Here is a 23,866-nt window from a genome sequence, read left to right as displayed (position 1 = left end):
CAGTAGTAAGCTCAGCGCTTTATTTACTTGGCTTCACCTTGGCCGTACGCGCTGGTACTGCCGGTGGTGAAGCCTCGCTGGCAAAACGCTGCGGCGCTTACTTCGTTCAGTCTTGCTAGCTTAAACCAGGGTTAGCCAGTCTTCGTGTTTTGGATCCAGGCCTTTTACGCAATCGAAATAGCGTTTTTGCAAAAGCTCGGTGATCGGGCCGCGCACGCCGGCGCCAATTGCGCGGTTATCCAGCTCGCGAATCGGGGTTACTTCGGCAGCGGTGCCAGTGAAGAACGCTTCGTCGGCCGTGTAGATTTCATCACGGGTGATGCGTTTTTCGATGATCTGCAGGCCTTCTTCGCGGGCCAGCGTCAGTACGGTGTTGCGGGTAATGCCATCCAGGCAAGAAGCCACGTCCGGTGTGTAGATCACGCCTTTTTTCACGATAAACAGGTTTTCACCCGCGCCTTCCGAGGCATAGCCATCGGTATCGAGTACGAGCGCTTCATCGTAGCCATCGGCGGCGGCTTCTTGGTGAGCCAAGATCGAGTTGATGTAATAGCCGCATGCTTTGGCGCGCACCATGGAAACATTCACATGGTGACGGGTAAAGCTAGAGGTTTTTACGCGAATGCCTTTGGTCAGGCCATCATCGCCCAAATAAGCGCCCCACGGCCACGCGGCCACCACGGTGTGGATGCTGTTATTGCTGGCGGCAATGCCCAGCTTTTCGCTGCCGATAAAGGCCAGCGGGCGCAGATAACATGATTTGAGCTGGTTTTCGCGAACCACGGTTTTTTGCGCTTCGTTGAGCTCTTCGGCGCTATACGGGATTTTCATCTGGAAAATCTTGGCCGAATTGAGCAGACGCTCGGTGTGATCTTGTAGGCGGAAGATCGCGGTGCCTTTGGGCGTTTCGTACGCGCGCACGCCTTCAAACACGCCCATGCCGTAATGCAGGGTGTGGGTGAGGACGTGGGTGGTCGCGCCACGCCAGTCCACCAGTTTGCCGTCGTACCAAATGACGCCGTCGCGATCTGCTAAAGACATGCTGATCTCCTGCCAAGAATCTTGTATTCGGGAAAGCGGCGATTGTAACCGAAAATAGCCGACTAGATGTGCACCGCCCGCGAGATTTGTCGCCCTGCCGCGTGCATAGGTGAATGTGGCACAAAATCAAGGGCAAGCGGCGGGCTGGGCCAACCGGCGCTGCGCTGCGGTGGGGTTATTGCTCCAGCAGTTTGGCAATGGCGGGGTGCATGATTTTTTTCGGACTATACAGCGCATGGTATTGCGCAATCACGCCGGATAAATGTCCTAAGGAGGTTAACTCATTGCTGGGTATCGGCTTGGAAGGGATGACTGGGCTGGGGTAGAAGCCAATACCCGTCTTAGCGAAGGTGTGCATCAGCGCGCTATCGGAAAACTCACCCACGATATCCGGTTGCAGATGATGCTCGGCTAGCCAGACATCTAGCTGCAAGCGCAGCGCGGTATTGCGGGTGGGCAGCAGCAAGGGCGCGCCATTCAGTTGCTGGGGAAAATCATCCTGATAGCGCGCGACTAATTCTGGCGTGCCCAGGAGCATAATCGGTGCATACACCAAGGCATGGCTTTGCAGGCGCAACGATTGCGCTTCGCTGCCGGCCTGATCGGCCAGCACCAAATCGAGCTGATGCAAGGCCAGCTTGGCGCAGAGTTCATCTAGGCTGCCATCAATGCACACCAATTTCACCGTGGCGCCGCTCAGGGGCGCGAGCAGCTGCTGCGCGATGGATTTGGGGATGGCGTCGACAATACCGATATTCAGCCGCGCGCGCTGGCTCTCGCCCCGTTCCATGGCTTCTTGCAGCTCATTGCCCAGCATGAAAATCTGATCGGCGTAATGCAGCATGGTGCGGCCCGCTTCGGTGAGCTGCAAATTGCGCCCGACTTGGCTAAACAAGCTCTGGCCGATGTCTTGCTCCAGCAAGCTGACTTGGCCGCTGATGGTCTGCGCCGTAATCCCGAGCTTGCGCGCGGCCGCACTAATGCCGCCCTCTTTGGCCACCACCCAGAAATACTGCAGATGTTTATAGTTGAGCCCCAGCATGGCTATCTTTCGAAAAAAACTGAAGATTTCTAAGCGTAAGGCTGATGTTGGAAACTGTAAAGTCCAGTTTATGCTACAGCCTATCTCAGTGTTGCAACGAGCCAGCAGTGATTGATCGGCAAACCTTAGCAGGCGGTGGTAGAAGGAAAAGAAATGACCAAGTTCTTCAATCTGGCGTGGTTACTGAAGGAAATCCCGTTTGGTTTTCATCTTGTTCAACGGTACTTGCTGTACTTGCCTGGGGCACAAAATTGGCTGCATACGCAGATGACCGAGATTGAATATCGGCACTGGCACTCTGATTTAGTGGGCAAGCAAGGCATTAGTTGCTATCAGTGTGGTGGAACTGAAAAAGTTCAGATCGCTCTAAGGGCTAAACAGTGTGGCATCGCTTGTGCGCGCTGCAAAAGCATCCTGTGGCGACAAGCGGCTACCGTATAATCCGAGCAACCATTTAATAAGGAGTGGATTGTGAAACGAACGATTCTATTAATTGCCACCAATATCGCCATCATGGTGGTGTTGGGCATTTTTGTGAGTGTCTTTGGCCTCAATCGTTTTCTGACTGCCAATGGCCTGAATCTGGGCATGCTGCTGATGTTTGCCGCCGTGATGGGTTTTGGTGGCGCCTTTATTTCGCTGGCGATGTCTAAAACCATGGCCAAATGGAGCACGGGCGCGCAAGTAATCGAGCGCCCGCGCAATCAGGATGAGCAATGGCTGTTTGATACCGTGGCGCGTTTGGCGCAGCGCGCTGGCATTGCGATGCCGGAAGTGGCGATTTACGAAGGCGAGCCGAATGCGTTTGCGACCGGCCCGAGCAAAAATAACTCGCTGGTGGCGGTATCAACCGGCCTTTTGTACAGCATGACACACCGTGAAATCGAAGCGGTGTTGGCGCACGAAGTCGCGCATGTGAAAAACGGCGATATGGTGACGCTGACGCTGATTCAGGGCGTGGTGAATACCTTTGTGTTCTTCCTAGCGCGCGTGGTGGGTTATCTGGTGGATTCCTTCCTCAAACGCAATGACGAAGAATCATCCGGCCCCGGCATTGGCTATATGATCACCGTGATTGTCTGTGACATCGTGTTCGGGATTTTGGCTAGCGTGATCGTGATGTATTTCTCGCGCCAGCGCGAATTCCGCGCCGATGCCGGTGCGGCACAGCTAATGGGCGAAAGTGGCTCGATGATCGATGCACTGCGTCGCCTTGGCGGGATGGCGCCAAGCGCCTTGCCAAGCAATATGGCGGCCTCTGGGATTTCGAATAAAGCCGGCTGGAGCTCGCTGTTTAGCTCGCACCCATCGATGGAAGAGCGCATCGCTGCGCTGCAAAATCTGCGCTAAATAGATCTTTTCGACTAAAGGTCGAAGCTAAAAAAGGCCACGCATAGCGTGGCCTTTTTTATGGGTATCTGTTTGAAAACAAGCAAAATCATGGACTTGAGGCCAGTACCCCTGCAAGGTATTGGCGGACTGGCTAGGGGTTAGTGCCGAGATCTTTGTCATGATTTTGTCATTTTGGCTGGTTAGAGTGCCCTGTATTAGCAATACCGGATACACCCCGCCATGAAAATCGCAGCGCAACTCTTTTTTGGACGCATTCTGATCGGGGTCGCCCTCGGTATTGGCGTGTTACTGGCGGGCTGGAATCTGCAGCAGCTCAATGACAGCTACCAAACCTACCGCACCTCGCAGCAGGCCGCCAATCAGCTGGTGCAGCTGAAAGTCGATATGCTCACCACCTCGCGGCTGGATGTGATGCAGCCCGATATCAATAGCCAGCTCGATCACTACGGCCAGCAAATCGCCGCCACCAGCCAAACCTTGAAACTGGCCGCAGGCGAGCAACAGGCCATCACCCGCTTACTGCAAGACAACTGGCAGCGCTACCTCAAGCAATTTAAACAAGCCGCCGTCATCGCCGAAACCGCGCCCGAAGATGCGCTAGCGATGCCCGAGCAGCTGTACCGCAATGATCTGGCGCCACTCTTGGGCGAGCTGGACCAGATTATTCGGCAAGAGCAGCAGCAGGCGCAGGAGGCCGACCGCAGCTTTGCCACCCGGGTGAAGCAGATTGTCTGGCTGGTGTTGCTGCCGTTGGTGCTGGGCGGCGTGCTGATTATTGGTTTCTCGCTGTATTTTGCCCATCATCTGCGCAACAAACTGCAGGCGATGGAAACCGTGGCCCAGCATTTGCAAAATGGCGATCTCACCTTGCGGATGCCAGAAGGCGCCGACGAATTTGGCCAGCTGGGGCAGGCGATTAATCATTTCCTTACCCAGCTGATGCAGGTGCTCTCTAGTGCCCAGCAGGCCGCACAGCATACCCGCAGCGATGCGCGACATATTACTGAGCTCGCCAATCAGGCCACGCGCAATATGGATGAACAATCACAGCGGCTGAACGAAATCAGCCACGCCACCCACGAAATGACCGATACCGTGCATTACGTGGGGGAGCTGGCGCAGGCGGCTTCCAACGCGGCCAGTGAGGCTAAAGTGGCCACACAATCGGCCAATCAGGCCGGGCAAACCACACTGGGCAACTTGCAGGCGCTGTCTAGCCACTTTGCCGCGGTGGAGCAGGCCATGCAGGATATGGCCCAATCGTTTGGCCGCATTGTTAATGTCAGCGCCACGATCAAAGACATTGCCGATCAAACCAATTTGCTGGCGCTAAATGCTGCGATTGAAGCCGCCCGCGCCGGCGAGCATGGCCGTGGTTTTGCCGTGGTGGCCGATGAAGTGCGTAAGCTGGCGCAAAACACCAGCGATTCAACCCGCACGATTCAGGAAATTCTGGATGGTACTCGCCAGACCAGCGAGCAAACCGGCAAAGCGGTGACCGCCGCCGGCCACTATTTGAGCGAATGCAATCGCGACGGTGAAATTGTCGCCGATGCCTTGCAGCGCATTGATGGCATGGCGGTGATGGTGGCTGAAAAAATGGGCGCCATTGCCACCACGGTGGATGAGCAAAGCCGCACCGCCAGCGCGATCAACCAGCAGATTGGCGAAATTGCCCAAGGTCTGAATCAAACCGTGCAGGGCAGCCAAACCATCACGCAAGACATGCGCCGCCTGCAAGATGTGGCCAATCAGCTTGATGGCAGCATGGCCAAACTGCGCACGCGCTAAAGCGGCTGGGTGGGCAATGCAAAAAGGCCAGCTTGCGCGCTGGCCTTTTTGTTGGGGTTTAGTCTAAAACCCGCTCAATGCGTTGGTCTGGAATCAACCAAATAATCGCCACGATGATATAGATGGCGCCCGCCAGCAGCTCTTGATAAAAGGCCAGCGGAATCGCGAGCAAATACAAGAGCACCGACCAATTGCCCTTGCGATCTGCGCCAATCGCTTTGGCCAGTACCGAATCCGGCCCATCCACAAGGATGATCGCCCGCACCAAAATCCAGTAAGCGATGGCCGCCATTAATAGCACCCCGCCATAAATCGCCACGGGCAGCTGCGCAAAATGGTTTTCACCCATCCAGCCCGTCGCAAAGGGCAAGAGCGACAGCCAGAACAGCAGATGCAAATTCGCCCAGAGCACCCGGCTGCTGACCTTGCGGGTGGCGTGCAGCATATGGTGGTGGTTATTCCAGTAAATGCCGACGTAGATAAAGCTCAACACATAGCACATCAATACCGGCAACAGCGGTTTGAGCGCCGCAAAGCTCTCGCCATGCGGCACCTTAATTTCCAGCACCATGATGGTGATGATAATCGCCAGCACCCCATCACTGAAGGCTTCGAGTCGGTTCTTTTGCATGTGTTCTCCTGTTGTCGGTGAGGCGTGAACTCCGCCTGAGGCGTTGAGTCGCTTTTACTTTTAGATTCGTGCTTGGCGCTCGCTCACGTTGCACTGATGCGCCGTGAGCATTACGCCAGCATATCGCCGGCACGACAAGCGCGGCCGCGTAAATCGGCGGACGAGCAAAAGGCTGCGATTTATGCTTTGTCTGCAAACCACTTATCAAATAGGTAGTTTGCGCAGCCAGAGTACTTAAATTTCATTCGTATTTGTCCGACTTTTAGCCCGGTTTGGCGGCTTTTGGGTAAGGATTGACCGTGCGCAAATGAAACAAACGTAGGTGCTTGATTGACACTACATGTTTTTGAACCTAATCTCAGCTCGTGATTTACCTATAAAACACCTATTTGTGGGTGTTGATTGGTTGGTTTGGTCGATTTTTGCGATGTGATAAACAACTTAAGAGGTGGATGATGCGCATGATGAAACAATTCGTTGGTCTGTTTGTCGCGGTGGCCAGTATGTGTGCTTTGGCCGGCGGCACCACTGGGCCCAATGGCGAACAGCCCACGCCGTATACACAGGTCACCCTGAAGCCGGAGCAAACCAAGGCGCTGCAAGGTAAACAATATAAAGCTGCCATTCTGATGCACACCACCTCGGATTTTTCATCGGCGCTGATTAAGGGTGCCAAAGAGGTGTTTGCCGAGCAGGGTATTGCGGTGGTAGCGGTGACCGATGCCGAGATGGATTCGAAAAAGCAGCGTACCGATCTGGAAACCGTGTTGGCGCTCAAACCCGATGTGATTATCTCTTTGGTGATTGATCCGGTTTCGGGGGCTGCGGCTTTCCGGCAAGCCAGCGATAAAGGCGTCAAACTGGTGTTCATCAGCAATGCGCCACAGGGCTTTAAGCCGGGCAAAGATTACGCCGGGATTGTGACCGACGATTTGTACGGCATGGGCAAAGCCGCAGCAGAGTTAATGGCTGGCAGCATTGGTGGCAAAGGGGATGTGGCCTTGATGTATCACGCGGCCAATTACTATGTCACCAATCAGCGCGATGCCGCGGTGAAATCTGAGCTGGCCAAATACCCCGGCATTAAGGTCATTGCTAATAAAGGCATTGCCAACCCGAACGACGGTGAAGTGATCGCTGGCGCCATCCTGACGCAAAACCCGAGCGTGAAAGCCATTTACGCGCCGTGGGATGCGATTGCCGAAGGGGTGACTGCCGCGGCGCGGGCGGCTGGGCGCAAGGATGTCAAAGTGGTCACCATGGATCTGGGGGCGGCCAATGCGCTGGATATGGTGAAGGGCGGTAATGTCGCCGGGATTGTGTCCGATCTGCCGTATGACATGGGCAAAACGCTGGCGCGCATGGGGGCGCTGGCGCTGCTGAATCAGCCAACGCCACCCTTTGTGACCGTGGATGCGATCAAAGTCACGCCGGCCAATCTGGCCACGCAATGGCAAAAAGCCTTGTCGCGCACGCCACCCGATGCCATTCAAAAAGCCCTGGCAAATCGTAAATAAGCATAGGGTATGCCCGCTAAGACATTATTCTAATTGCGCTTGGCGGGTATACCCCCTGGTTGGAGATCGCTATGTCACCAGCAGCAGCCATCGTAGCCAAAGGCATTTTCAAGCAGTTTGATGGGAATGCAGTATTAAAAGGCGTGAATTTTGAATTAGCGCAGGGCGAGATTCATGCGCTGGTCGGGCAAAATGGCGCCGGTAAATCCACCTTGATGAAGGTGCTCAATGGCACGCATCAACCCGATCAGGGCAGCCTTAGCATCTTTGGCCAGCCCGCCAGTTTTAGCTCGACCAGTGCCGCGCGCTCGCGGGGCATCGCCATGGTGTATCAGGAGCTCAGCCTCGTGCCGACCATGTCGGTGGCCGACAATATTTTTATGAATAACTGGATTGTCGTCGGTGGTTTGCTTGATGCCGAGGCAATGCGCGCGGCGACCTTGCGGCTCTTAGAGAAAGTCGGCGTCGCCAATGAAATTTCGCCCGATCAATTGGTCGAGTCGCTTAGCATGGGGCAGCGGCAATTGGTGGAAATTGCCAAGGCGCTATCGAGTGAAGCGCGGATTATTATCCTAGACGAACCCACAGCATCCTTATCCGATCAGGAGATCGAGCGGCTGTTTGTGGCGATTCGGCGCCTGCAAAGCGAAGGCGTATCGCTGATTTATATCACGCATTATCTGCGCGATATTTTCAAAATTTGCGACCGCGTGAGTGTCTTGCGTGAAGGGCGTTGCGTGCAGCAATGGGCGGTGAGTGAAACTTCGGTGCCGCGGCTGGTGGCGGCCATGTTGGGTGAGGCGGTAGCGCGGCAAACCAACTGGCAGCGCGCCACGAGTGAGATCCCGCCGGCGGCCACCCCCTTGCTGGAAGTGGAAAACCTAGTCACCTCCCATCTGGATGAAGTCTCGTTTAAGGTTTATCCGGGGCAAGTTGTTGGGCTGGCTGGGCTGTTGGGGAGCGGGCGCACCGAAATCCTGAATGCGATTTTTGGGCTTGATCCACTCCAGAGCGGGCAGATCCGGATTAATGGCCGCGCGGTACGGATACAGTCGCCCGCTCAGGCGATTGCCCACGGCATTAATCTGGTGCCCGAAGATCGGCGCAGCCAGGGCCTGATTCTGGATTTCAGCGTGCTGGATAATCTCTGGCTGTGTTCTTTACGCCAGCTGGCAAATCCTGTCTTTATCGATCAGAATCGGGCGGCGGAAGTGGCGCATGCATTGGTCAAACGCTTGCAGGTGAAAACCGCTGGGGTTGAGCAGGCGGTGCGCTATTTATCGGGCGGTAATCAGCAAAAAGTCGTGATCGGCAAATGCCTGCATACCCAGGCCAAAATCTTGCTGCTGGATGACCCCACCTTTGGGATCGATCTGGCGGCCAAGCATGAAATCATGCACATCGTGAATGACTACGTGCAGCAGGGGAATGCGGTGGTGTTTGTATCGAGTGAATACAGCGAAATCGCCAGCTTTTGCGATACGACTTATATCGTGAAAAAAGGGCGGATCGCTGCGCAATTGGCGGCAACAACCGAAGAGCGGCTGCTGGCCGCCGTACAGTGAGGATGCATCATGGATATCGCCATTAAACGCACCGCTTTGCCATTGAGTTTGGGGCAATGGCAACACCTGATTATTTATTTTGTGTTTGTCGGGCTGTTTGTTTTTTTCTCGGTTTTTCTGCACGACAAAGGCTTTTTAGAAGCCGGCAATCTGATGAATATCGCGCGGCAGACTGCCATGATTTCGATCATGGCGGTCGGGATGACGTTTGTGTTGTCGGCCGCGGAGATTGATTTATCGTTTGGTGCGGTGGTCGCGCTGTCGGCGGTGACGGTGGCGCTGCTCTTACCCTACGGCATCTGGATCGCCGTACCGGCTGCGCTGGGGGTCGGTGCCTTGTGTGGTTTGATTAACGGCCTGTTTGTCGCGAAAGTGGGCATTCCTTCGTTTCTGGTGACGCTGGGGATGACCGGCATTATCACCGGCATTACGCGCTGGGTGACTGAATTACAGACGATTCCGGTCGATCACGAAACCTTCGCCTTTATTTTTGGCTCGGGCGATATTGGGCCGATTTCGGTGCTGTTTATCTGGATGATGGTCATCGCCGCCGGTGGGCATGTATTACTGCGCAAAACCAGCTTTGGCAAAGAAGTACTGGCCAGTGGCGGCAATAAAATCTCGGCGATGTATTCGGGGATTAATGTTAATCGCGTCAAGCTGTATGTCTTGGTGCTCAATGCCACCTTGGCGGCGCTCGCCGGGATTTTATATGCCGGACGCTTGCAAAGTGCCCGCTACACCTTGGGCGAAAGTGATCTGATGATGGTGATTGCGGCGGTGATCATTGGCGGCACCAGCTTGTTTGGTGGCAAAGGCACCGTGGTGGGCGCGCTGATCGGGGCGCTGATTATGGGCATGGTGAACAACGGGCTGGTGCTGATGGGCTTGAATGTGGATCAGCAATTAATCCTGCGCGGCATCATCATCATCTTTGCCGTCACGCTCACGATGGGCACTTTGCGGAAAAAGAAAAAGGCCTAGTTCGCTAAAGCGACTGCGCCGGATTTAAATACCCTCTCTCTGTATATAACTCTAAGCCTTGGGGTAACTGCACTTGCTGCAGATACCCATGGCGGAGCTTTGCCTGTCGGTTTTACTTTTCATCTTTGTAATTGCAGTGCACCTGAGATTTGATTCTTCGTACACCAAGGGGCTTGATGATGTTTGAACGCTATCTTGAGCAGGCCGGCCAGCTGGTGGCCAGTTGGTCTGTGGCTGAAAAAGTAGGGCAATTATTTATTCTGGCGTTTCCCGGCAAGCAGGCCGAAGCCGCCCGGATATTAATTGAGCAATACAATTTGGGCGGTTGTTACTTAAGCCAGGACAATGCCGAAACCTTTGCTGAGGCGCGCCAATTAACCCAGGCCATGGCCCGCATCGTGGCGCAGCGCGCCGCCCATGTGCCTTTGCTCCTAGGGGTTGATCAGGAAGGCGCGTGGAGTGTCTTAACGCCCGAATCCACCACCGGGCCGGGCAATCTGGCGCTGGGTGCGGCCAATCAGACTGAGCTCACGGCCGCCATGTATGCGGTGTTTGGCGAGCAAATGCGCTCGGCCGGGTTTAACTGCGTGCTAGGGCCGTGCTCGGATGTCAATCTCAAGCCCAATTCACCGATTATCGATACGCGCGCCTTTGGCGAAAAACCCGAACAAGTGGCGCAACATGTGGCGGCCGCTGTGCAGGGCGGGCATCGTGGCGGGATTGCCGTATGCGCCAAACATTTTCCGGGGCATGGAGATACCACGGGCGATACCCATCGCGAGATTCCGGTGGTGGATAAATCATTGGCGCAATTAATGCAGCAAGACTTGCTGCCATTTAAGGCCGCGGTGGATGCCGGCGTGGATCTGGTGATGACCTCGCACATTCGCTATCCCCAGCTTGATGCGACGCATCCGGCAACCCTGTCGGCTGCGATTTTGCGTGGGGTGCTGCGCGAACAGCTGGGCTTTGGCGGGATTGTGATTTCCGATAGCATGAATATGGGGGCGATTCGGCGCAATTACGCGCCAGTTGAGGCTGCCTTGCTGGCGTTTAAGGCCGGCATCGACATGATCATGCTGTCTGAGGAGCATTACGATCACAATACGGCCTATCTGGATAATCAATTAGCCATGCTCGAGGCGCTGGTGGCCGAAGCGCGCGCGGGGCGTTTCCCCGAGCTCGATAGCATCGTCAGCCGCGTGGTGGCGTTCAAATTGGCGCGTTTGCAGCCCATGGCCTTGTATCAGGATTTTGATCTGCCCGCGCATCTTGATGTCGAAACACAGGCCGCGCAGGCGGCGGTGAAAATCTTGCGCGACCCGGCGCAGTGCTTGCCGCTTAAGCCCGGGCAGCAGGTGGTGGTGATTCAAACGACACCGCTGGCCGATTACGCCAATTTAATGAATCCGCGCGGGATTGGCCCCAATCAAGCGGTGAGCGCTTTTGATTACTTTGCCGCAGAAATCAGCCTGCATGTCGAGGCAGATCGCTTGCTGATTCTTGATCATGGCGCCGCGCAGGCTTGGCTCTTGAATCAAGCGTCGGCTGCCGATGCGCTGGTGCTGGCGGTAACAGAAAACTACCCGCTACCCGGGGAAGATTTTGCGCAAACGGCCTCGCGTGAGCTGGTGGCCACTTTGCGCCGGGAGTTGGGCGCGCGGTTGATGGTGGTGGGCCTACGCAGTGGCTACGAGGCACTGGCCAGTGATGTGCCGTACTTGTGCGCGTATTCCAGCCGCGAATGCAGCGCACGGGCGGCCGCAAGGGTATGTGCTGGCGTGCTTTAATTTAATTGGTTTGGTGGTCTATACCCCTGGGTGAGAGCCCAGGGTGATTAAATAATTGCGCAGGTTGATGCCTTTATTGGTAATGCCTAGTTTGGCGCGCAAGCTATTGCGGTGATTTTCGACCGTCTTGGAGGCTACGCTCAGGCTGGTGGCAATTTCCTTGGTTGACATGCCCAGCTTGATAAACTTGGCCACCTGCACTTCGGAAGGGGTGAGCAGGGCGTACAGGCTGGCATCGATGTCGGCATCTTCATTGAGCGTAGAGACCACCATACCTTCAATCAGATCAAGGCACATACCCAGAATCGGGTCGCTAATCGAGGCTTTTACCTGCCGGATTTTCGGCAAATGGACATCGCGGATCCGCGCGAGCAATTCATCCATTTCCCCGCCATCTTGCCATTCGCGCACATCGCTCAATGTTTCGGTCAGGCTGTAAAACTTCTCAAAATCGGGGTTGCTCAAATGCGGATCGCTCTCGTCCTCTTGGGAGCCGACTTCCAGATTCCATAATTGCGCATTCACGCGAAATAAATGCAATTGCAAATTACGGTTGTAAAACTTCCAGCCGTCCGCACCGGTGACCGAGGTTTTGCTCAGGGCACTAATTGCGATCAGATTGTCTTTGCCGATCAGAAAGGCAAAGTCATCCAGACGCTTGGCATTGTCGTGCGAAGGATAATTGTGCGACAGGATTTCGCCCGAGCTAAAAAAGCTAATCACAAAGATATTGCGGTACGACAGAACGTGTTGCAGCGCGGTCAGCTTGAGCAGCAAAGCGTCATCAGGCAAATGAGTCGTCAAATTATGCATGCGTCAGGGGCTGGATGATTACTGCTGTGATCTTATCGCAGCAGGGCGGCGCAGACAAATCAGCCGCCTATAACACCAACCATGTTCCGCTTATGCCCGCAACGCGCGACCGGCGCCTGAGTAGGCGCCGGCCGCGGTTTGGTACGCGGCTACTAGCGCAGCGCTTTAATCAGCGTGTTCAGCAGGGTAAATTGCGCGTCGTCTTGCGTCATTTCCCAGATCATTACGCCACCGAGTTGGCGACTTTTGACGAATTTGACCTTTTCGGTGAGCGAGGCCGGATCGTCGTAGCTCAGCAACTCTTTTTTACCCGGGTGGTACAGGTAGGGCGCATTGCCGGCCTCCATGGAGCGATAGGCTTGCCAGCCAGGGGCTTTGGCGTATTTACGTTGGAAATCGGCCCAGGTGGCCACGCCCGGTTCGGCTTCGTCTTTCAGGCCGGGACCGCTGCTTTGTTGCGCTAGCCCATTACCTTGCGCGCCGGGCTCGACATTGCCCATGGCGCGCACATAAAACGGTACGCCTAAGACCAGCTGCTCGGGTTTGGCGCCTTGTTTGATGAAGTATTCCACCGCTTTATTGCTAGCCAGCGTGACGCCATCCGGGTCGCCCGGGGTGGGGTAGAGGCTGGCGTGCAGGGTGGCGTTCTTTGACCAGCCGCCGCTACGATCATAGGCCATCAGATTGACCCAATTCAGGTACGGCAGGCCGTTTTTCAAATCATACCCCTGCATCACCCAGCCGCCGTTATTGGCGGGAATGGCGGTGGTGAGCAGGTAGGTTTTTTTATCCTGTTTGCCGGCGGCATCCAGCGCGGTGCGCAGCTCGCGCAGCAGGCTCACCCAGTTGCCCAGATCGGCGGGGCTAGCGTCAGCGGCATACTCACCGCCGGTGACCGGGTGTTCCCAATCGATATCAAGGCCCGTGCACTGGGTTTGCCGCATGATGGCGATCGACGATTGAATAAGCTTGGCGCGGCCCGCTTCGGTTTGCGCAGTTTTGGCGATGTTTTTCGAGCCGGTCCAGCCGCCCAAGGCCCACATGCAGTTAAATTTACCGGCTTTGCGCGCGGCGGCTAAATGCGGTTGCCACAGTGCGAGGCCTGCTTGCGTGCCGGCGGCCAGATAAGCTTCGCCTTTGGCATTCACTTCGATAAACGACAATACGCCGTAGTCGAGCTTGGCCAGCTGGGGGCCAAAGCGGGCGACCGTGTCGGCATCGCGCCAAGTGGGCAGGTAGGAAATCAGTTTGTCATTGGCCAGCAGCGGCTGGCTCAGCAGCACGGCGGCAAGGGCGAGGAGTTTGGCAGACATCGGGCGCTCGGAGTAAAAAACAGTGCGGCCAGTATAAGGTGGCGTAAGGCATGCGCCCATGTCTGAATTGGATACGGCTTTGTTTGAATCTGATCTTGCCGGGTATTGCCTCATGGCCTTTTTAATTTATGGCTTACAAGGCAATACCCCTGCTTTGTTGTTGGTTCGGCTATGAAAAAAGACACACCGTAGTGTGTCTTTTTTGGGTTGGGGCCGGCTCAGAGGCGGCTTATTCTTTTTCAAACCAGGCGATGCTTTCGACGTGCGCCGTATGCGGGAACATATTTATCACGCCAGCGGATTTGAGCGTGTAGCCTTTCACATTCACCAGCACATTGGCATCGCGCGCCAAGGTGGCCGGGTTACAGGAAACATACACAATCCGTTTCGGGCCGTGTTCGGCGCTGATGGATTTCACCAGCTCCATCGCGCCATCGCGCGGTGGATCGATCAACATTTTGTCAAAGCGGCCGAGCTGATCCAGCCATTCTTCGGTCATCTCGAAAAGATTGGCCACGGTGAATTCGGTGCGCTCGGCCAGGCCGTTGTGCGCGGCCGATTCCAGCGCGCGCTCTACCAGTTGCTGGCTGCCTTCCATCCCCAATACCTGCGCGCCACGGCGGGCGATAGGCAGGGTGAAATTACCCAAGCCACAGAACATGTCGGCGATTTTCTCGCCCGGCTGTGGGTCGAGCAGATGCAGCGCGCGCTCGACCATCACGCGGTTAATGCCGTGATTCACCTGAGTGAATTCAGTCGGTTTGAACGGCATTTCGATATTGAATTCCGGCATCAGGTAAGTGAGCGCCGGGGCATCGAGCGGATACAGCGGGTAGGCGGTATCCGGGCCTTTGGGTTGCAACCAGATCTGCACTTGCCATTGATCGGCATAGGCTTTGAAATGGGCCAGATCGTCGTCGTTGATGGCTTCCATATTGCGGAATACCAGCACGGTGATCTTGGCGCCCACCGCTAGCTCGACTTGCGGCATGCGATCAAAAATCGACAGCTTCTTGATCAGCTCGCGCAGCGCCGGCAATTGGGCCGAAACATGCGGGGGCAAGATATGGCATTCGGTCATGTCGGCAATAAAGCTCGAGCGCTTTTCATGAAAGCCGACCAGTACCGTGCCTTTTTTGGCCACAAAGCGCGCGGATAAGCGCGCCCGATGGCGATAACCCCAGGCCGGGCCGTAAATCGCGGGCAGCATGGCTTGCGGGTGAACGCTGCCAATGCGCTCCAGATTGTCTTCCAGCACGCGCTGTTTGGCGGCCACTTGGGCGCCGAATTCCATGTGTTGCATCGAACAGCCACCGCAGACACCAAAGTGCGGGCATTTTGGTTTTACCCGCATAAAGCTGTCATTATGTATGGCGATAGCTTGCGCGTTTTCAAAGTTTGGCTTTTTGCGATAGCTGCTGTACGTCACGGTTTCGAACGGCAAAGCGCCGTCGATAAAAATGGTTTTGCCATCGACTCGGGCAACGCCATGACCTTCGTGGTCGAGTGATTCAATGTGGGCGGTTGGGTTGGTCATTTTGAGTCCAAAAATTTAGGCAATAGTCGTCAATTATAACCGAGCTTGGCCCGCATCGTGCTGCGGCGCTAACCGGTTCGCTGCTGGGTTGCTGCTCATGAAGCTCGAATCCGTTCTCAATTTACCTGCGCTCTTGCAGGCGAAAACCTGGGAATTATTTGCCGAACATCTGGTGGGGGCGGTGTGTGCGGCGTTTGAGGCCCGCCGCACTTTCCTGATTTTGCCGGCGGCAGAAAATACTCTGCAGATTCACGCCCAAGCCGTGATTGGCCTCAAACCACTGTGTTTTGCCGAGCCACAACGGCCCGAAGCCTTTTTCGGTCTAGCGGTCGAAGAGCTCTTGTGGCAGCTGCGCGAGCCGGCGCTCTCGGTGCGGCCGGTGGATTTTCAGGTGCAGGATATTTGGGATCTGGATAGCAGCGAAGTGCCGCAGCTGGTGCGCTGGATCTTGCCACTGAAGCACAACGATCAGCTGGTGGCGCTGCTGTATGTTGAGCTCTCGGATGTCGCGCGGCTGGAAAAATACCTCGATACCGCTTCATTCCGGATGGAATACGCGGCGCTTGCCGGCATGCTGGCCGACCGCATCGACAGCCTGCTTAGTGGTACCGAGCTGGGGCTGGATGAAATGACCCGCCGTTTGCAGCAAAGCCTGCAGCGCGCGGAAGAATACCGTGAGCTGCTGCGGGTGCTCCACCAGGTTACTTTGCGCCTGACACAAACCCCAGATCTGGATACCCTCTACCGCTCGGCAGTGCAGGCTGCGATTACCGATCTGGGCATCGACCGGCTGGCGCTGTTTCTGGCCGATCACGACAAAAACCTGATGATCGGCACCTATGGCACTGATAATTTTGGTGAGCTCACTGACGAGCACTGGTATAGCGAGCCGATTCCGCAGCGGCAGATCTTTTTTGATGCCGCCAAAAGCCCCGGCGAAGTGATCGTTAAAGAAGATGCGCCGATTTACTACAACAAAGTCGTGGTCGGCCGGGGCTGGAATTCACTCGTGGGCCTCTATGCCGATGGCAAGCATCTGGGCTGGCTGGCTGCGGATAATTTCTTGCGCCGTCGCACGCTGATGCCGTATCAGCGCGAAGTGATGAAGCTATTTGCCGCGATTGTGGCGCAGTTGATTCGCGCCAAGCAGGTGCAGCAAGAGATGCTGCTCTTGAATGCCCGCCTGTCGCAGCAAACCGCCGCGCTGGCCCATGCCAAAGACGAAGCCGAGGCGGCGAGCCGGGCTAAATCTGATTTTCTAGCCACCATCAGCCATGAAATTCGCACTCCGCTGAATGGGGTGCTGGGCTTTGCCCAGCTGCTGGCCGATACCCGGCTGGATAAAGAGCAAGCCGAATATGTTAGCAATATCCGCAAGTCGGGTGATTCGCTGGCTTTGTTGGTGAATGATCTGCTGGATTATTCCAAGATCGAAGCTGGCAAATTCGAGCTGAAACAGGATTTTTTCAATCTGCAGGAAGTGCTGGAAGACTCCTGCAGTATGCTGGCTTCGCGAGCGGTCGAGCGGCGGCTAGAGTTGGTGCTGGATATCGCGCCCGTGTTTCCGGTGCGCTTTTATGGCGATGGCTTGCGGCTCAAACAGGTGATGACCAATCTGGTGGCCAATGCGCTTAAATTTACCGAGCGCGGCGGAGTGTATGTTAGCGCGCAAACCCAAGGTGGCATGATTGAGCTGGCGGTGCGCGATACCGGTATTGGCGTGAGCAAAGCGCAGCAGGCATTGCTGTTCCAGCGCTTTTATCAGGCCGATTCGGGCTCGACGCGGCGCTACGGCGGCACGGGGCTGGGGCTGGCCATTTGCAAGCTTTTGATCGAATTAATGGGCGGTAGCATTAGCGTGGAATCCGAGCTGGGGCAGGGCGCCTGTTTTACCGTGCGCCTACCGCTGGGTGCGGATGACACAGTGCGGCCACGCATTTTGCCCACGCTGGCCTCGCTGGCTGGCCGGCCGGTGGTGCTGTGCGGACAGCTGGATTGGTCGCTGGGCTGGATACGCCGTTTGTTGATTGCCTCTGAGGTGCAATTACAGGCTCCGGGCGCGGCCAGCGAGCACGCCTTATGGCTGGTGGATGAAGCGCCCAAGGGCGATGCCTGCGGCCATACGCCACCACTGGGGGCGAGCATTCTCACGCTGGGCTGGCAAGCACCGAGTAATGCGCATTTGCGGCATGGCTTTATTGCCAAGCCGGCGCTAAATGAAGTGGGCCTGATTCGCAGCCTGAAAAAACTACTCGAAACCCAGCCCGCCTTGCCCAGCGCGCCTAATCCGGTACGCCAGTATCACGGGCATATTCTGGTGGCCGAAGACAACCCGATGAATCAACGTGTGGTGAGCGCCTTTTTGCGCAAGCTGGGCTGCACGGTGAAAATCGCCCATAGCGGCAAAGATGCGGTGGACATGCTCAGCCGCGAGCGTTTTGATCTGGTGCTGATGGATTGGCAAATGCCGGAAATGGATGGCATTGAGGCCACGCGTATTTTGCGCAGCCAAGCGCAGTTTCGCCATCTGCCGATCATTGCCCTGACCGCCAATGCCTTTGAAAGCAGCGAGCAGCAGTGTCTGGCCGCTGGCATGGATGGCTTTTTGGCCAAGCCGCTGGAGTTTGCCCGCCTGCAAGACATGCTCTCGTACTACCTGCCCGAGCAGGAAGACGAATACCCGCTGCCGGTCATCGCCAGCGCACTGGATTAAAGCGCAAGGCTGGATTAGGGAAAACCCGCAGGGCAGCCGCGGGGCGAGCTGTTATCCTCTCTGTTTTAGCTGGCCGTATTACGCATGAATTCCAAACTTGCCGGGCATCTGCTGGTGCTGTTCTGTGTGTTGGTCTGGGGCGTGACTTTTGTCTCGACCAAGGTCTTGCTGGGCGTACGCAGCCCGGTTGAGATTGCCTTTGATCGCTTTGTCTTGGCCTTTCTGGTCTTGTGTGTGCTGCACCCCCGCTTTGCCTGGCAGGCGCCGCGTGAAGAGCTGCGCTTTTTCGGGCTGGGCCTGTGTGGCGTGACGCTGTATTTCCTGTTTGAAAACTTTGCCCTGCAATACACGCAGGCTTCGAATGTGGGCCTGCTGGTGTCTTCCGCACCGCTACTCACTGCGATTTTTGCCCATTACATCACCCACGAACAAAAACTGAGCCGGCAGTTTGTGCTGGGCTCGCTCCTGGCGCTGCTGGGCGTCGCTGTGGTGATGTTTAACGGCAGCGTCGTGCTCAAACTCAACCCGCTGGGCGACTTGCTGGCGCTGCTGGCGGGCGCGGCCTGGGCCTTGTATTGCCTGCAATTGCGCAAAATGGGTGACAAATACGGTTATCTGTATTTAACCCGGCAAGTATTTTTCTATGGTTTGCTTACCATGCTGCCGGCGTTGTATTTCACGCACTATCGGCTCGATCTGGGGCTGTGGCTGAGCGCTTCGGCCGGCAATATGCTGTTTCTGGGCGTGGTGGCATCGGCGGTTTGTTATGTGGCCTGGAATAAGGCCGTGAACCTGATTGGCTCGGTGAAGGCCAGCAATTACATCTACCTGATTCCGGTGGTGACCTTGATCACCGCCGTGTTGGCGCTGGGCGAGCGGCTCACCCTGATTGGCCTGACCGGTGCGGCGTTTATCCTCTGTGGGGTATATTACGCTGAGCATGGTTTTAAATTGCCTAGTGGGCAATAGGAGTGGGGGGTATATGCAGCTTATTTTGGTGACTGGCGCCCAGAAAAGCGGCAAAAGCCGCTATGCCGAACAACGCGCGCTGGCGCTGGCTGCGCAGCCGGGCTATCTGGCCACCGCGCGGGTGTGGGATGAGGATTTTGCCGAGCGCATCCGCCGCCATCAGGCTGAGCGCGATGCGTGCTGGGTGAATCTGGAGCAAGACGTTGACCTGGCCGCGCACGGTTTTGGCGGGGAAGTGCTGGTGCTCGATTGCATTACCCTGTGGCTGACCAATCTGTTTACTGATAGCCAATACGAGCGTGAGGCCACGCTGGCCACCGCCAAACAACGCTGGCAGGCGTTTACCGCGGTAAGTCCGCCGACGGTGATCGCGGTGGGCAATGAGCTGGGCTGGAGCCTGCATGCCGAAACCCAGATGGGCCGGCATTTTGTCGATCTGCATGGCAGCTTTATGCAGCACATCGCCGCGCAGGCGACTGAAGTGGTGCTGATGGTGGCGGGCTTGCCGCTGACAGTGAAAGCGCCCGTAGCTTGATTCTTGTGCCGTTTGCAGCAAATAAAAAGCCGCGCAATGCGCGGCTTTTTATTGCGTGCTGAAGATTAAGCCTTGGCTTTGCCCAGCCAGTTATAAATCAGCCCCGCAACCGCCGCACCGGCCAGTGGCGCCAGCCAGAAGACCCACACCTGCTGCAGCGCAGCCGTATTGGCAAACAAGGCCACCGCCAGACTCCGCGCTGGGTTTACCGAGGTATTGCTGACCGGAATCGAGATTAGGTGAATCAGCGTCAGCCCCAGGCCGATCGCGATTGGCGCCAGCCCAGCCGGTGCGCGCTGATCGGTGCTGCCCAAGATAATCAGCATGAACATCGCGGTGAGGACTGCCTCGGCCAGCAAGACTGCGCCCAGCGCATAGCCGCCCGGCGAGAGCTCGCCAAAGCCATTGCTGGCAAAGCCACCGGCCACAAAGCCGGCTTTACCGCTGGCGATCAGATACAGCACTGCCGCGCCGGCGATCCCGCCCAGCACTTGGGCAATCCAGTAAGAGGGCAGCTCTTTGGCTGGAAAACGCCCGCCGGCCACGAGGCCAAGCGTCACGGCTGGGTTGAGGTGGCAGCCGGAAATATGCCCAATCGCATAAGCCATGGTGAGTACGGTCAGACCAAACGCCAGCGCCACACCGACAAAACCGATGCCTAATTGTGGAAATGCGGCCGCCAGCACGGCGCTACCGCAGCCGCCCAAGACGAGCCAGAAGGTGCCGATGAATTCGGCCGCGAGGCGTTGTTGTATCGAATACATGATGAACTCTCCCTATCGATGTGGTGGGTGGATACCAGCTTTGCTTGGGCTGGCAACCCGGTTAGGAGAGTTTACCTTTTTAAAGGCTTACGGTTTATGACGAATGGGGCGAAAAATCACCCCGATTTCGTGTAATAGTGGCTTGTGTCGCGGCAAGGGGCCGGTCAGACTGGGTCTGACCGGTGTGGGGGCTTAAGCGAGGATCTCGCGCAGGGCGCTTACGAGCGCCGCGCATTCTTCGGGGGTTCCAATCGAAATGCGCAGGAATTGCTCGATGCGAGCCTGTTTAAAGTGGCGCACGATAATGGCGCGTTCGCGCAGGGCGGCGGCCAAGGTGGCGGCATCGTGGCCTGGGTGGCGGGCAAACACGAAATTGGCACTGGAAGGCAGCACTTCAAAACCCAGCTCATGCAGTTGCGTTGTGAGGGTATCGCGGCTGGCGTTAATCGCTGCGCAGGTTTGCGCGAAATACCCCTCATCTTCAAATGCGGCTACCGCGCCGGCCAGCGCCACCCGATCCAGCGGATAACTATTAAAGCTGTTTTTTACGCGTTCCAGTCCGGCGATCAAATCAGGGTGGCCGACCGCAAAGCCCACTCGCAGCCCTGCCAGCGAGCGCGATTTCGACAGCGTTTGCACCACCAGCAGATTATCGTAGCGCGCAAGCAGCCTAATGGCGCTTTCGCCGCCAAAATCCACATAGGCTTCATCCACCACCAGCACCTGGTCGGGGTAGCGCTGCAGCAGCGCTTCGATCTGCGCCAGCGGCAGCAAAATGCCGGTTGGGGCATTTGGATTAGGGAAAATAATCGCGCCGCCACCGGTGTAATCGGCCGGGTCGATGCAGAAATCCGCCGTCAGCGGCACGGTGCGAAAATCAATGCCATACAAGCCGCAATACACCGGATAAAAGCTGTAGGTGATGTCCGGAAACAGAAGCGGGCGCTCGTGTTTCAGCAGCGCCTGAAAGGTGTGCGCCAGCACTTCATCCGAGCTATTACCAACAAATACCTGCTGGCGGCTCAGGCCGTGATAATGAGCAATCGCGTCTTTGAGCACATCGCCATTCGGATCCGGATACAGCCGCAGCGTGTCGGCCACGGCCGCTTGCATGGCGGCGATGGCTTTGGGCGAGGGGCCGTAGGGATTTTCATTGGTGTTGAGCTTGATCAGGTTGGTGATCTTCGGCTGCTCGCCCGGGGTGTAGGGGGTGAGCGTGTGAACGACGGGACTCCAGAAACGGCTCATGACAGGCTCTTGTTTGGCAAGGACAAAAGCCGATTCTACCAAGTGGCTTGCCCTTTGCGCGCAAGCTTGGGTAAAAAAAGCCCGCGGGATTGGCCGCTTGGCGGGTGTGGCTTGTCAGGCGATTGCATAGCCCCGACACTCCGATTAGTGTTTAGTGATAAATAAAGACACATAAACAATGACGCAGCTTTTGGCGCCGGATGGAGGCAAAGCCATTTTATGACGATTAGTATGCGCGCTCTGGCGGCCGCGGTTGGTGTTTCGGTTGGCACCGTGTCGCGGGCGCTTAAGCATCAGGGTGGGGTTTCGCCCGAAACCCGGCAGCGGGTCTTTCAACAGGCCGCCGCGCTGGGCTACGACCTAGGGCGGCTAGAGCCGGCGCCGCTGCGCAAAGTATTGTTTCTGCTGCATAGTCAGCACACCCGTTCAAGCGCGGTGCCGTTTTATTCGGCCGTCGAGCAAGGCGCGCGTGATGTATGTACCCCTATGGGTATTGAGCTGCAACCCTTTGCTGTTAAGCCTTCTAGCTCAATACGTCGGCAATTATTACTACAAGAGGCCGATGCGATTCTGGCCGTGGGTTTTCTGGAGCCGGAAACGCTGGCCATCGCGCAGGCGCTGGGCAAGCCGATGACACTGATCGACAGCAGCGCGCCGGGGCTGCCGAGTGTGAACCCGGACAATCTTGCGGGCACGCAGGCGCTGACGGCGCAATTACTCGCGCAGGGCTATCAGCGCATTGCATTTTTGTGTGGCTCGCTGGCGCATTATTCGATTCGTTTACGCGAGCGCGGCTATCGGCAGGCGTTATTTAATGCCGGGCGTTTGGCTGATCCGGCGCTGGAGAGGCTGATTCCGCCCGGGCTAGACCTCGCGGCTGGGGTGCAACATGTATTGCGGCAATGGCTGGCGGGCATCAATCCGCCCGATGCCATCATCGCCTACAACGACGCCTGCGCGCTGGAAGTGCTGCGCCAGCTGCGCAGCCACGGTATTCGCGTGCCCCAGCAAATCGCCGTGGCTGGCTTTGACAATATCCCCAGCGCCGCCGATGCCGGCCTGACCACTGTCGCGGTGGATCAGGCGGCGCTCGGTATTTCCGGGATGCGGCAATTACTGGAGCTCGCCCGCCACCAAGCAACGCGCGACAGTTTGCACGCGGTACGCGTGTTGCAGCGCGCGAGTACAAGCCGCTAGTAAAAGCACCGCGGCTGGCTAGGGGCGGGGCAAGGACTGCATCAGTGGCTCGACCTTGATCGAAAATGCTTAGTCAAATCGCTCGTCTAGGCCTTTTTTAGTAAGGAATGTACTTCGGTACAGTCGTATATTTTTCCGCCCCCCCCTATATTCCTTGGCTGGTAATCTAATCTCAGGAATTTGGTCATGGCGAGTGTTGCAGCTCAGGGCGTTAAATCAGCAGCGAAATCCATTGTTTTGGTTGATGGTGTTGCATTTGTGCGGGATGCCAGTGGTAAAGAAACCCCGCTGCAAGTCGGCCAGCCACTGCAAGAAGGGCAGGTGATTTTTACCTCTGCAACTGGCCATGCCACCTTACTGTTGCCCAATGGTCAGGTCGTTGAGCTGGCCGCCGGCCGCGATATGTTGATCGATGGAGATCTAAGCGGCGGCGCGACAACCGACGTGACCGAGGCGCGTGTGGCTCAGGCCGAAACGAGTGCCGATCAGATCATTACTGCGCTTAATCAGGGCAAAGATCTTTCAGATGAACTTGAAGCCACTGCCGCGGGCTTGAATGGTGCCGGTGCAGAGGGCGAAGGCGCTGGATTCGTTCGTTTGCTCCGTATCGCCGAAAACGTATCGCCAGTCAGCTTTAATTTTGGTGCAAACGGCGCGGCTCCTGACTTGACCGTGCCAGAATACGCAACGCTCCCGCAGCCGGAACCCGAGATTGTTTTGCCACCAGAGCCACCGGTTGAAACACCCTCGATCACCATTGGTAATCCAGGCGCTGCCGCCGGCAACACCAACGACATCACTGTCGCCGAAGGCAAAGACGCCGTCTTCGCCGTTCACGTTGAAAAAGCCGCCGCCGGCAGCACCCTGACACTGACCCTGGCCGACGGCACTGCACTGAGCCCAAGCGACTACAGCAAAGGCCAATACAGCTACAGCCTGGATGGCGGTAAAACCTGGACCGTGTACACCGGCGCGATTGCGCTGACTGCCGGCACCAATGACGTTCTGGTGAAAACCACCACCGTTGCCGATGGCGTGAACGAAAACGACGAGAAATTCTCGT

General features: G+C 56.6%; 20 protein-coding genes. 12 read left to right on the top strand and 8 right to left on the bottom strand.

Translation table 11 applies throughout. From position 1 onward, the window contains the following. Positions 1-120: 120 nt before the first annotated feature. Positions 121-1,041 (bottom strand): branched-chain amino acid transaminase, encoded by a 921-nt coding sequence (locus QV747_RS14075; RefSeq protein WP_273431976.1) that lies wholly within the window; start codon positions 1,039-1,041, stop codon positions 121-123. 175 nt (positions 1,042-1,216) lie between these two features. Continuing rightward, complete coding sequence (locus tag QV747_RS14070; RefSeq protein ID WP_047393522.1) at positions 1,217-2,083, bottom strand: LysR family transcriptional regulator; 867 nt, start codon at positions 2,081-2,083, stop codon at positions 1,217-1,219. Positions 2,084-2,236: 153 nt separating this feature from the next. On the opposite strand from QV747_RS14070, the gene QV747_RS14065 reads away from it, so the two are divergent. The 3 genes from QV747_RS14065 (at position 2,237) to QV747_RS14055 (ending at position 5,227) form a co-directional block, all read left to right on the top strand. After that, a complete protein-coding gene (locus QV747_RS14065) occupies positions 2,237-2,524 on the top strand; it encodes a hypothetical protein (protein ID WP_273431979.1) in 288 nt (95 codons plus the stop codon). A 30-nt stretch (positions 2,525-2,554) separates the two neighbouring features. Then, positions 2,555-3,433 (top strand): protease HtpX, encoded by an 879-nt coding sequence (htpX, locus tag QV747_RS14060; protein ID WP_273431981.1) that lies wholly within the window; start codon positions 2,555-2,557, stop codon positions 3,431-3,433. Between the two features lie 222 nt (positions 3,434-3,655). Further along, the gene (locus tag QV747_RS14055) at positions 3,656-5,227 is read left to right on the top strand and encodes a methyl-accepting chemotaxis protein (RefSeq protein ID WP_273431983.1); all 1,572 of its coding nucleotides are present in this window, start codon (positions 3,656-3,658) and stop codon (positions 5,225-5,227) included. Between the two features lie 58 nt (positions 5,228-5,285). Here QV747_RS14055 and QV747_RS14050 read toward each other — a convergent pair whose 3' ends face one another. Then, entirely contained in the window at positions 5,286-5,858 is a 573-nt protein-coding gene (locus QV747_RS14050; protein WP_273431985.1) for a TMEM175 family protein, read from the bottom strand. Positions 5,859-6,319: 461 nt separating this feature from the next. On the opposite strand from QV747_RS14050, the gene QV747_RS14045 reads away from it, so the two are divergent. The 4 genes from QV747_RS14045 to QV747_RS14030 all read left to right on the top strand — a co-directional run bounded on the left by QV747_RS14045 (position 6,320) and on the right by QV747_RS14030 (position 11,714). Continuing rightward, positions 6,320-7,375 carry a substrate-binding domain-containing protein gene (locus QV747_RS14045; RefSeq protein ID WP_273431987.1) on the top strand — a complete coding sequence of 352 codons (1,056 nt, stop codon included), beginning with the start codon at positions 6,320-6,322 and terminating at the stop codon, positions 7,373-7,375. Between the two features lie 71 nt (positions 7,376-7,446). Beyond that, positions 7,447-8,940: a sugar ABC transporter ATP-binding protein gene (locus QV747_RS14040; RefSeq protein ID WP_273431989.1), complete on the top strand. Its 1,494-nt coding sequence runs from the start codon at positions 7,447-7,449 to the stop codon at positions 8,938-8,940. Positions 8,941-8,949: 9 nt separating this feature from the next. Then, positions 8,950-9,924 (top strand): ABC transporter permease, encoded by a 975-nt coding sequence (locus QV747_RS14035; RefSeq protein ID WP_051258892.1) that lies wholly within the window; start codon positions 8,950-8,952, stop codon positions 9,922-9,924. Positions 9,925-10,103: 179 nt separating this feature from the next. Beyond that, the gene (locus QV747_RS14030; RefSeq protein WP_273431992.1) at positions 10,104-11,714 is read left to right on the top strand and encodes a glycoside hydrolase family 3 protein; all 1,611 of its coding nucleotides are present in this window, start codon (positions 10,104-10,106) and stop codon (positions 11,712-11,714) included. 18 nt (positions 11,715-11,732) lie between these two features. Here QV747_RS14030 and QV747_RS14025 read toward each other — a convergent pair whose 3' ends face one another. From QV747_RS14025 to rlmD, 3 genes are all read right to left on the bottom strand, one after another. Next, a complete protein-coding gene (locus QV747_RS14025) occupies positions 11,733-12,527 on the bottom strand; it encodes a LuxR C-terminal-related transcriptional regulator (RefSeq protein WP_273431994.1) in 795 nt (264 codons plus the stop codon). Positions 12,528-12,679: 152 nt separating this feature from the next. Then, positions 12,680-13,840: a glycoside hydrolase family 18 protein gene (locus QV747_RS14020; protein ID WP_273431996.1), complete on the bottom strand. Its 1,161-nt coding sequence runs from the start codon at positions 13,838-13,840 to the stop codon at positions 12,680-12,682. A gap of 229 nt (positions 13,841-14,069) precedes the next feature. Continuing rightward, positions 14,070-15,377 carry a 23S rRNA (uracil(1939)-C(5))-methyltransferase RlmD gene (rlmD, locus tag QV747_RS14015; RefSeq protein WP_034619413.1) on the bottom strand — a complete coding sequence of 436 codons (1,308 nt, stop codon included), beginning with the start codon at positions 15,375-15,377 and terminating at the stop codon, positions 14,070-14,072. Between the two features lie 97 nt (positions 15,378-15,474). Here rlmD and QV747_RS14010 point away from each other — a divergent pair, with 97 nt between their 5' ends. From QV747_RS14010 to QV747_RS14000, 3 genes are all read left to right on the top strand, one after another. Further along, complete coding sequence (locus QV747_RS14010) at positions 15,475-18,090, top strand: ATP-binding protein (protein WP_273431998.1); 2,616 nt, start codon at positions 15,475-15,477, stop codon at positions 18,088-18,090. 84 nt (positions 18,091-18,174) lie between these two features. Then, positions 18,175-19,059, top strand: a complete 885-nt coding sequence (locus QV747_RS14005; RefSeq protein ID WP_047393517.1) for a DMT family transporter — start codon at positions 18,175-18,177, stop codon at positions 19,057-19,059. 13 nt (positions 19,060-19,072) lie between these two features. Further along, entirely contained in the window at positions 19,073-19,594 is a 522-nt protein-coding gene (locus tag QV747_RS14000) for a bifunctional adenosylcobinamide kinase/adenosylcobinamide-phosphate guanylyltransferase (protein WP_273432001.1), read from the top strand. A gap of 65 nt (positions 19,595-19,659) precedes the next feature. Here the strand turns inward: QV747_RS14000 and aqpZ are convergent, their stop codons facing one another. Then, a complete protein-coding gene (aqpZ, locus tag QV747_RS13995) occupies positions 19,660-20,358 on the bottom strand; it encodes an aquaporin Z (protein WP_273432003.1) in 699 nt (232 codons plus the stop codon). Between the two features lie 192 nt (positions 20,359-20,550). Continuing rightward, positions 20,551-21,606, bottom strand: a complete 1,056-nt coding sequence (gene hisC / locus QV747_RS13990) for a histidinol-phosphate transaminase (RefSeq protein ID WP_273432005.1) — start codon at positions 21,604-21,606, stop codon at positions 20,551-20,553. A gap of 219 nt (positions 21,607-21,825) precedes the next feature. Here hisC and QV747_RS13985 point away from each other — a divergent pair, with 219 nt between their 5' ends. Together QV747_RS13985 and QV747_RS13980 are read left to right on the top strand one after the other, a co-directional pair. After that, a complete protein-coding gene (locus tag QV747_RS13985; RefSeq protein ID WP_273432007.1) occupies positions 21,826-22,803 on the top strand; it encodes a LacI family DNA-binding transcriptional regulator in 978 nt (325 codons plus the stop codon). 186 nt (positions 22,804-22,989) lie between these two features. Further along, positions 22,990-23,866: retention module-containing protein (locus QV747_RS13980; RefSeq protein ID WP_288791520.1), on the top strand; the 877-nt coding region annotated here is incomplete at its 3' end.

The sequence above is a fragment of the uncultured Chitinibacter sp. genome, assembly GCF_945957625.1.
Lineage (GTDB): Bacteria > Pseudomonadota > Gammaproteobacteria > Burkholderiales > Chitinibacteraceae > Chitinibacter > Chitinibacter tainanensis.
Note: the sequence above shows the minus strand (reverse complement) of the source record. Positions and strands in the feature narration are given on the sequence as shown.

What these genes read in the sequence shown, in the direction of transcription:
- QV747_RS14075 (WP_273431976.1), bottom strand. Translation starts at nt 1,041, where the DNA reads ATGTCTTTAGCAGATCGCGACGGCGTCATTTGGTACGACGGCAAACTG.
- QV747_RS14070 (WP_047393522.1), bottom strand. Translation starts at nt 2,083, where the DNA reads ATGCTGGGGCTCAACTATAAACATCTGCAGTATTTCTGGGTGGTGGCC.
- QV747_RS14065 (WP_273431979.1), top strand. Translation starts at nt 2,237, where the DNA reads ATGACCAAGTTCTTCAATCTGGCGTGGTTACTGAAGGAAATCCCGTTT.
- QV747_RS14055 (WP_273431983.1), top strand. Translation starts at nt 3,656, where the DNA reads ATGAAAATCGCAGCGCAACTCTTTTTTGGACGCATTCTGATCGGGGTC.
- QV747_RS14050 (WP_273431985.1), bottom strand. Translation starts at nt 5,858, where the DNA reads ATGCAAAAGAACCGACTCGAAGCCTTCAGTGATGGGGTGCTGGCGATT.
- QV747_RS14045 (WP_273431987.1), top strand. Translation starts at nt 6,320, where the DNA reads ATGATGAAACAATTCGTTGGTCTGTTTGTCGCGGTGGCCAGTATGTGT.
- QV747_RS14040 (WP_273431989.1), top strand. Translation starts at nt 7,447, where the DNA reads ATGTCACCAGCAGCAGCCATCGTAGCCAAAGGCATTTTCAAGCAGTTT.
- QV747_RS14035 (WP_051258892.1), top strand. Translation starts at nt 8,950, where the DNA reads ATGGATATCGCCATTAAACGCACCGCTTTGCCATTGAGTTTGGGGCAA.
- QV747_RS14030 (WP_273431992.1), top strand. Translation starts at nt 10,104, where the DNA reads ATGTTTGAACGCTATCTTGAGCAGGCCGGCCAGCTGGTGGCCAGTTGG.
- QV747_RS14025 (WP_273431994.1), bottom strand. Translation starts at nt 12,527, where the DNA reads ATGCATAATTTGACGACTCATTTGCCTGATGACGCTTTGCTGCTCAAG.
- QV747_RS14020 (WP_273431996.1), bottom strand. Translation starts at nt 13,840, where the DNA reads ATGTCTGCCAAACTCCTCGCCCTTGCCGCCGTGCTGCTGAGCCAGCCG.
- rlmD (WP_034619413.1), bottom strand. Translation starts at nt 15,377, where the DNA reads ATGACCAACCCAACCGCCCACATTGAATCACTCGACCACGAAGGTCAT.
- QV747_RS14010 (WP_273431998.1), top strand. Translation starts at nt 15,475, where the DNA reads ATGAAGCTCGAATCCGTTCTCAATTTACCTGCGCTCTTGCAGGCGAAA.
- QV747_RS14005 (WP_047393517.1), top strand. Translation starts at nt 18,175, where the DNA reads ATGAATTCCAAACTTGCCGGGCATCTGCTGGTGCTGTTCTGTGTGTTG.
- QV747_RS14000 (WP_273432001.1), top strand. Translation starts at nt 19,073, where the DNA reads ATGCAGCTTATTTTGGTGACTGGCGCCCAGAAAAGCGGCAAAAGCCGC.
- aqpZ (WP_273432003.1), bottom strand. Translation starts at nt 20,358, where the DNA reads ATGTATTCGATACAACAACGCCTCGCGGCCGAATTCATCGGCACCTTC.
- hisC (WP_273432005.1), bottom strand. Translation starts at nt 21,606, where the DNA reads ATGAGCCGTTTCTGGAGTCCCGTCGTTCACACGCTCACCCCCTACACC.
- QV747_RS13985 (WP_273432007.1), top strand. Translation starts at nt 21,826, where the DNA reads ATGACGATTAGTATGCGCGCTCTGGCGGCCGCGGTTGGTGTTTCGGTT.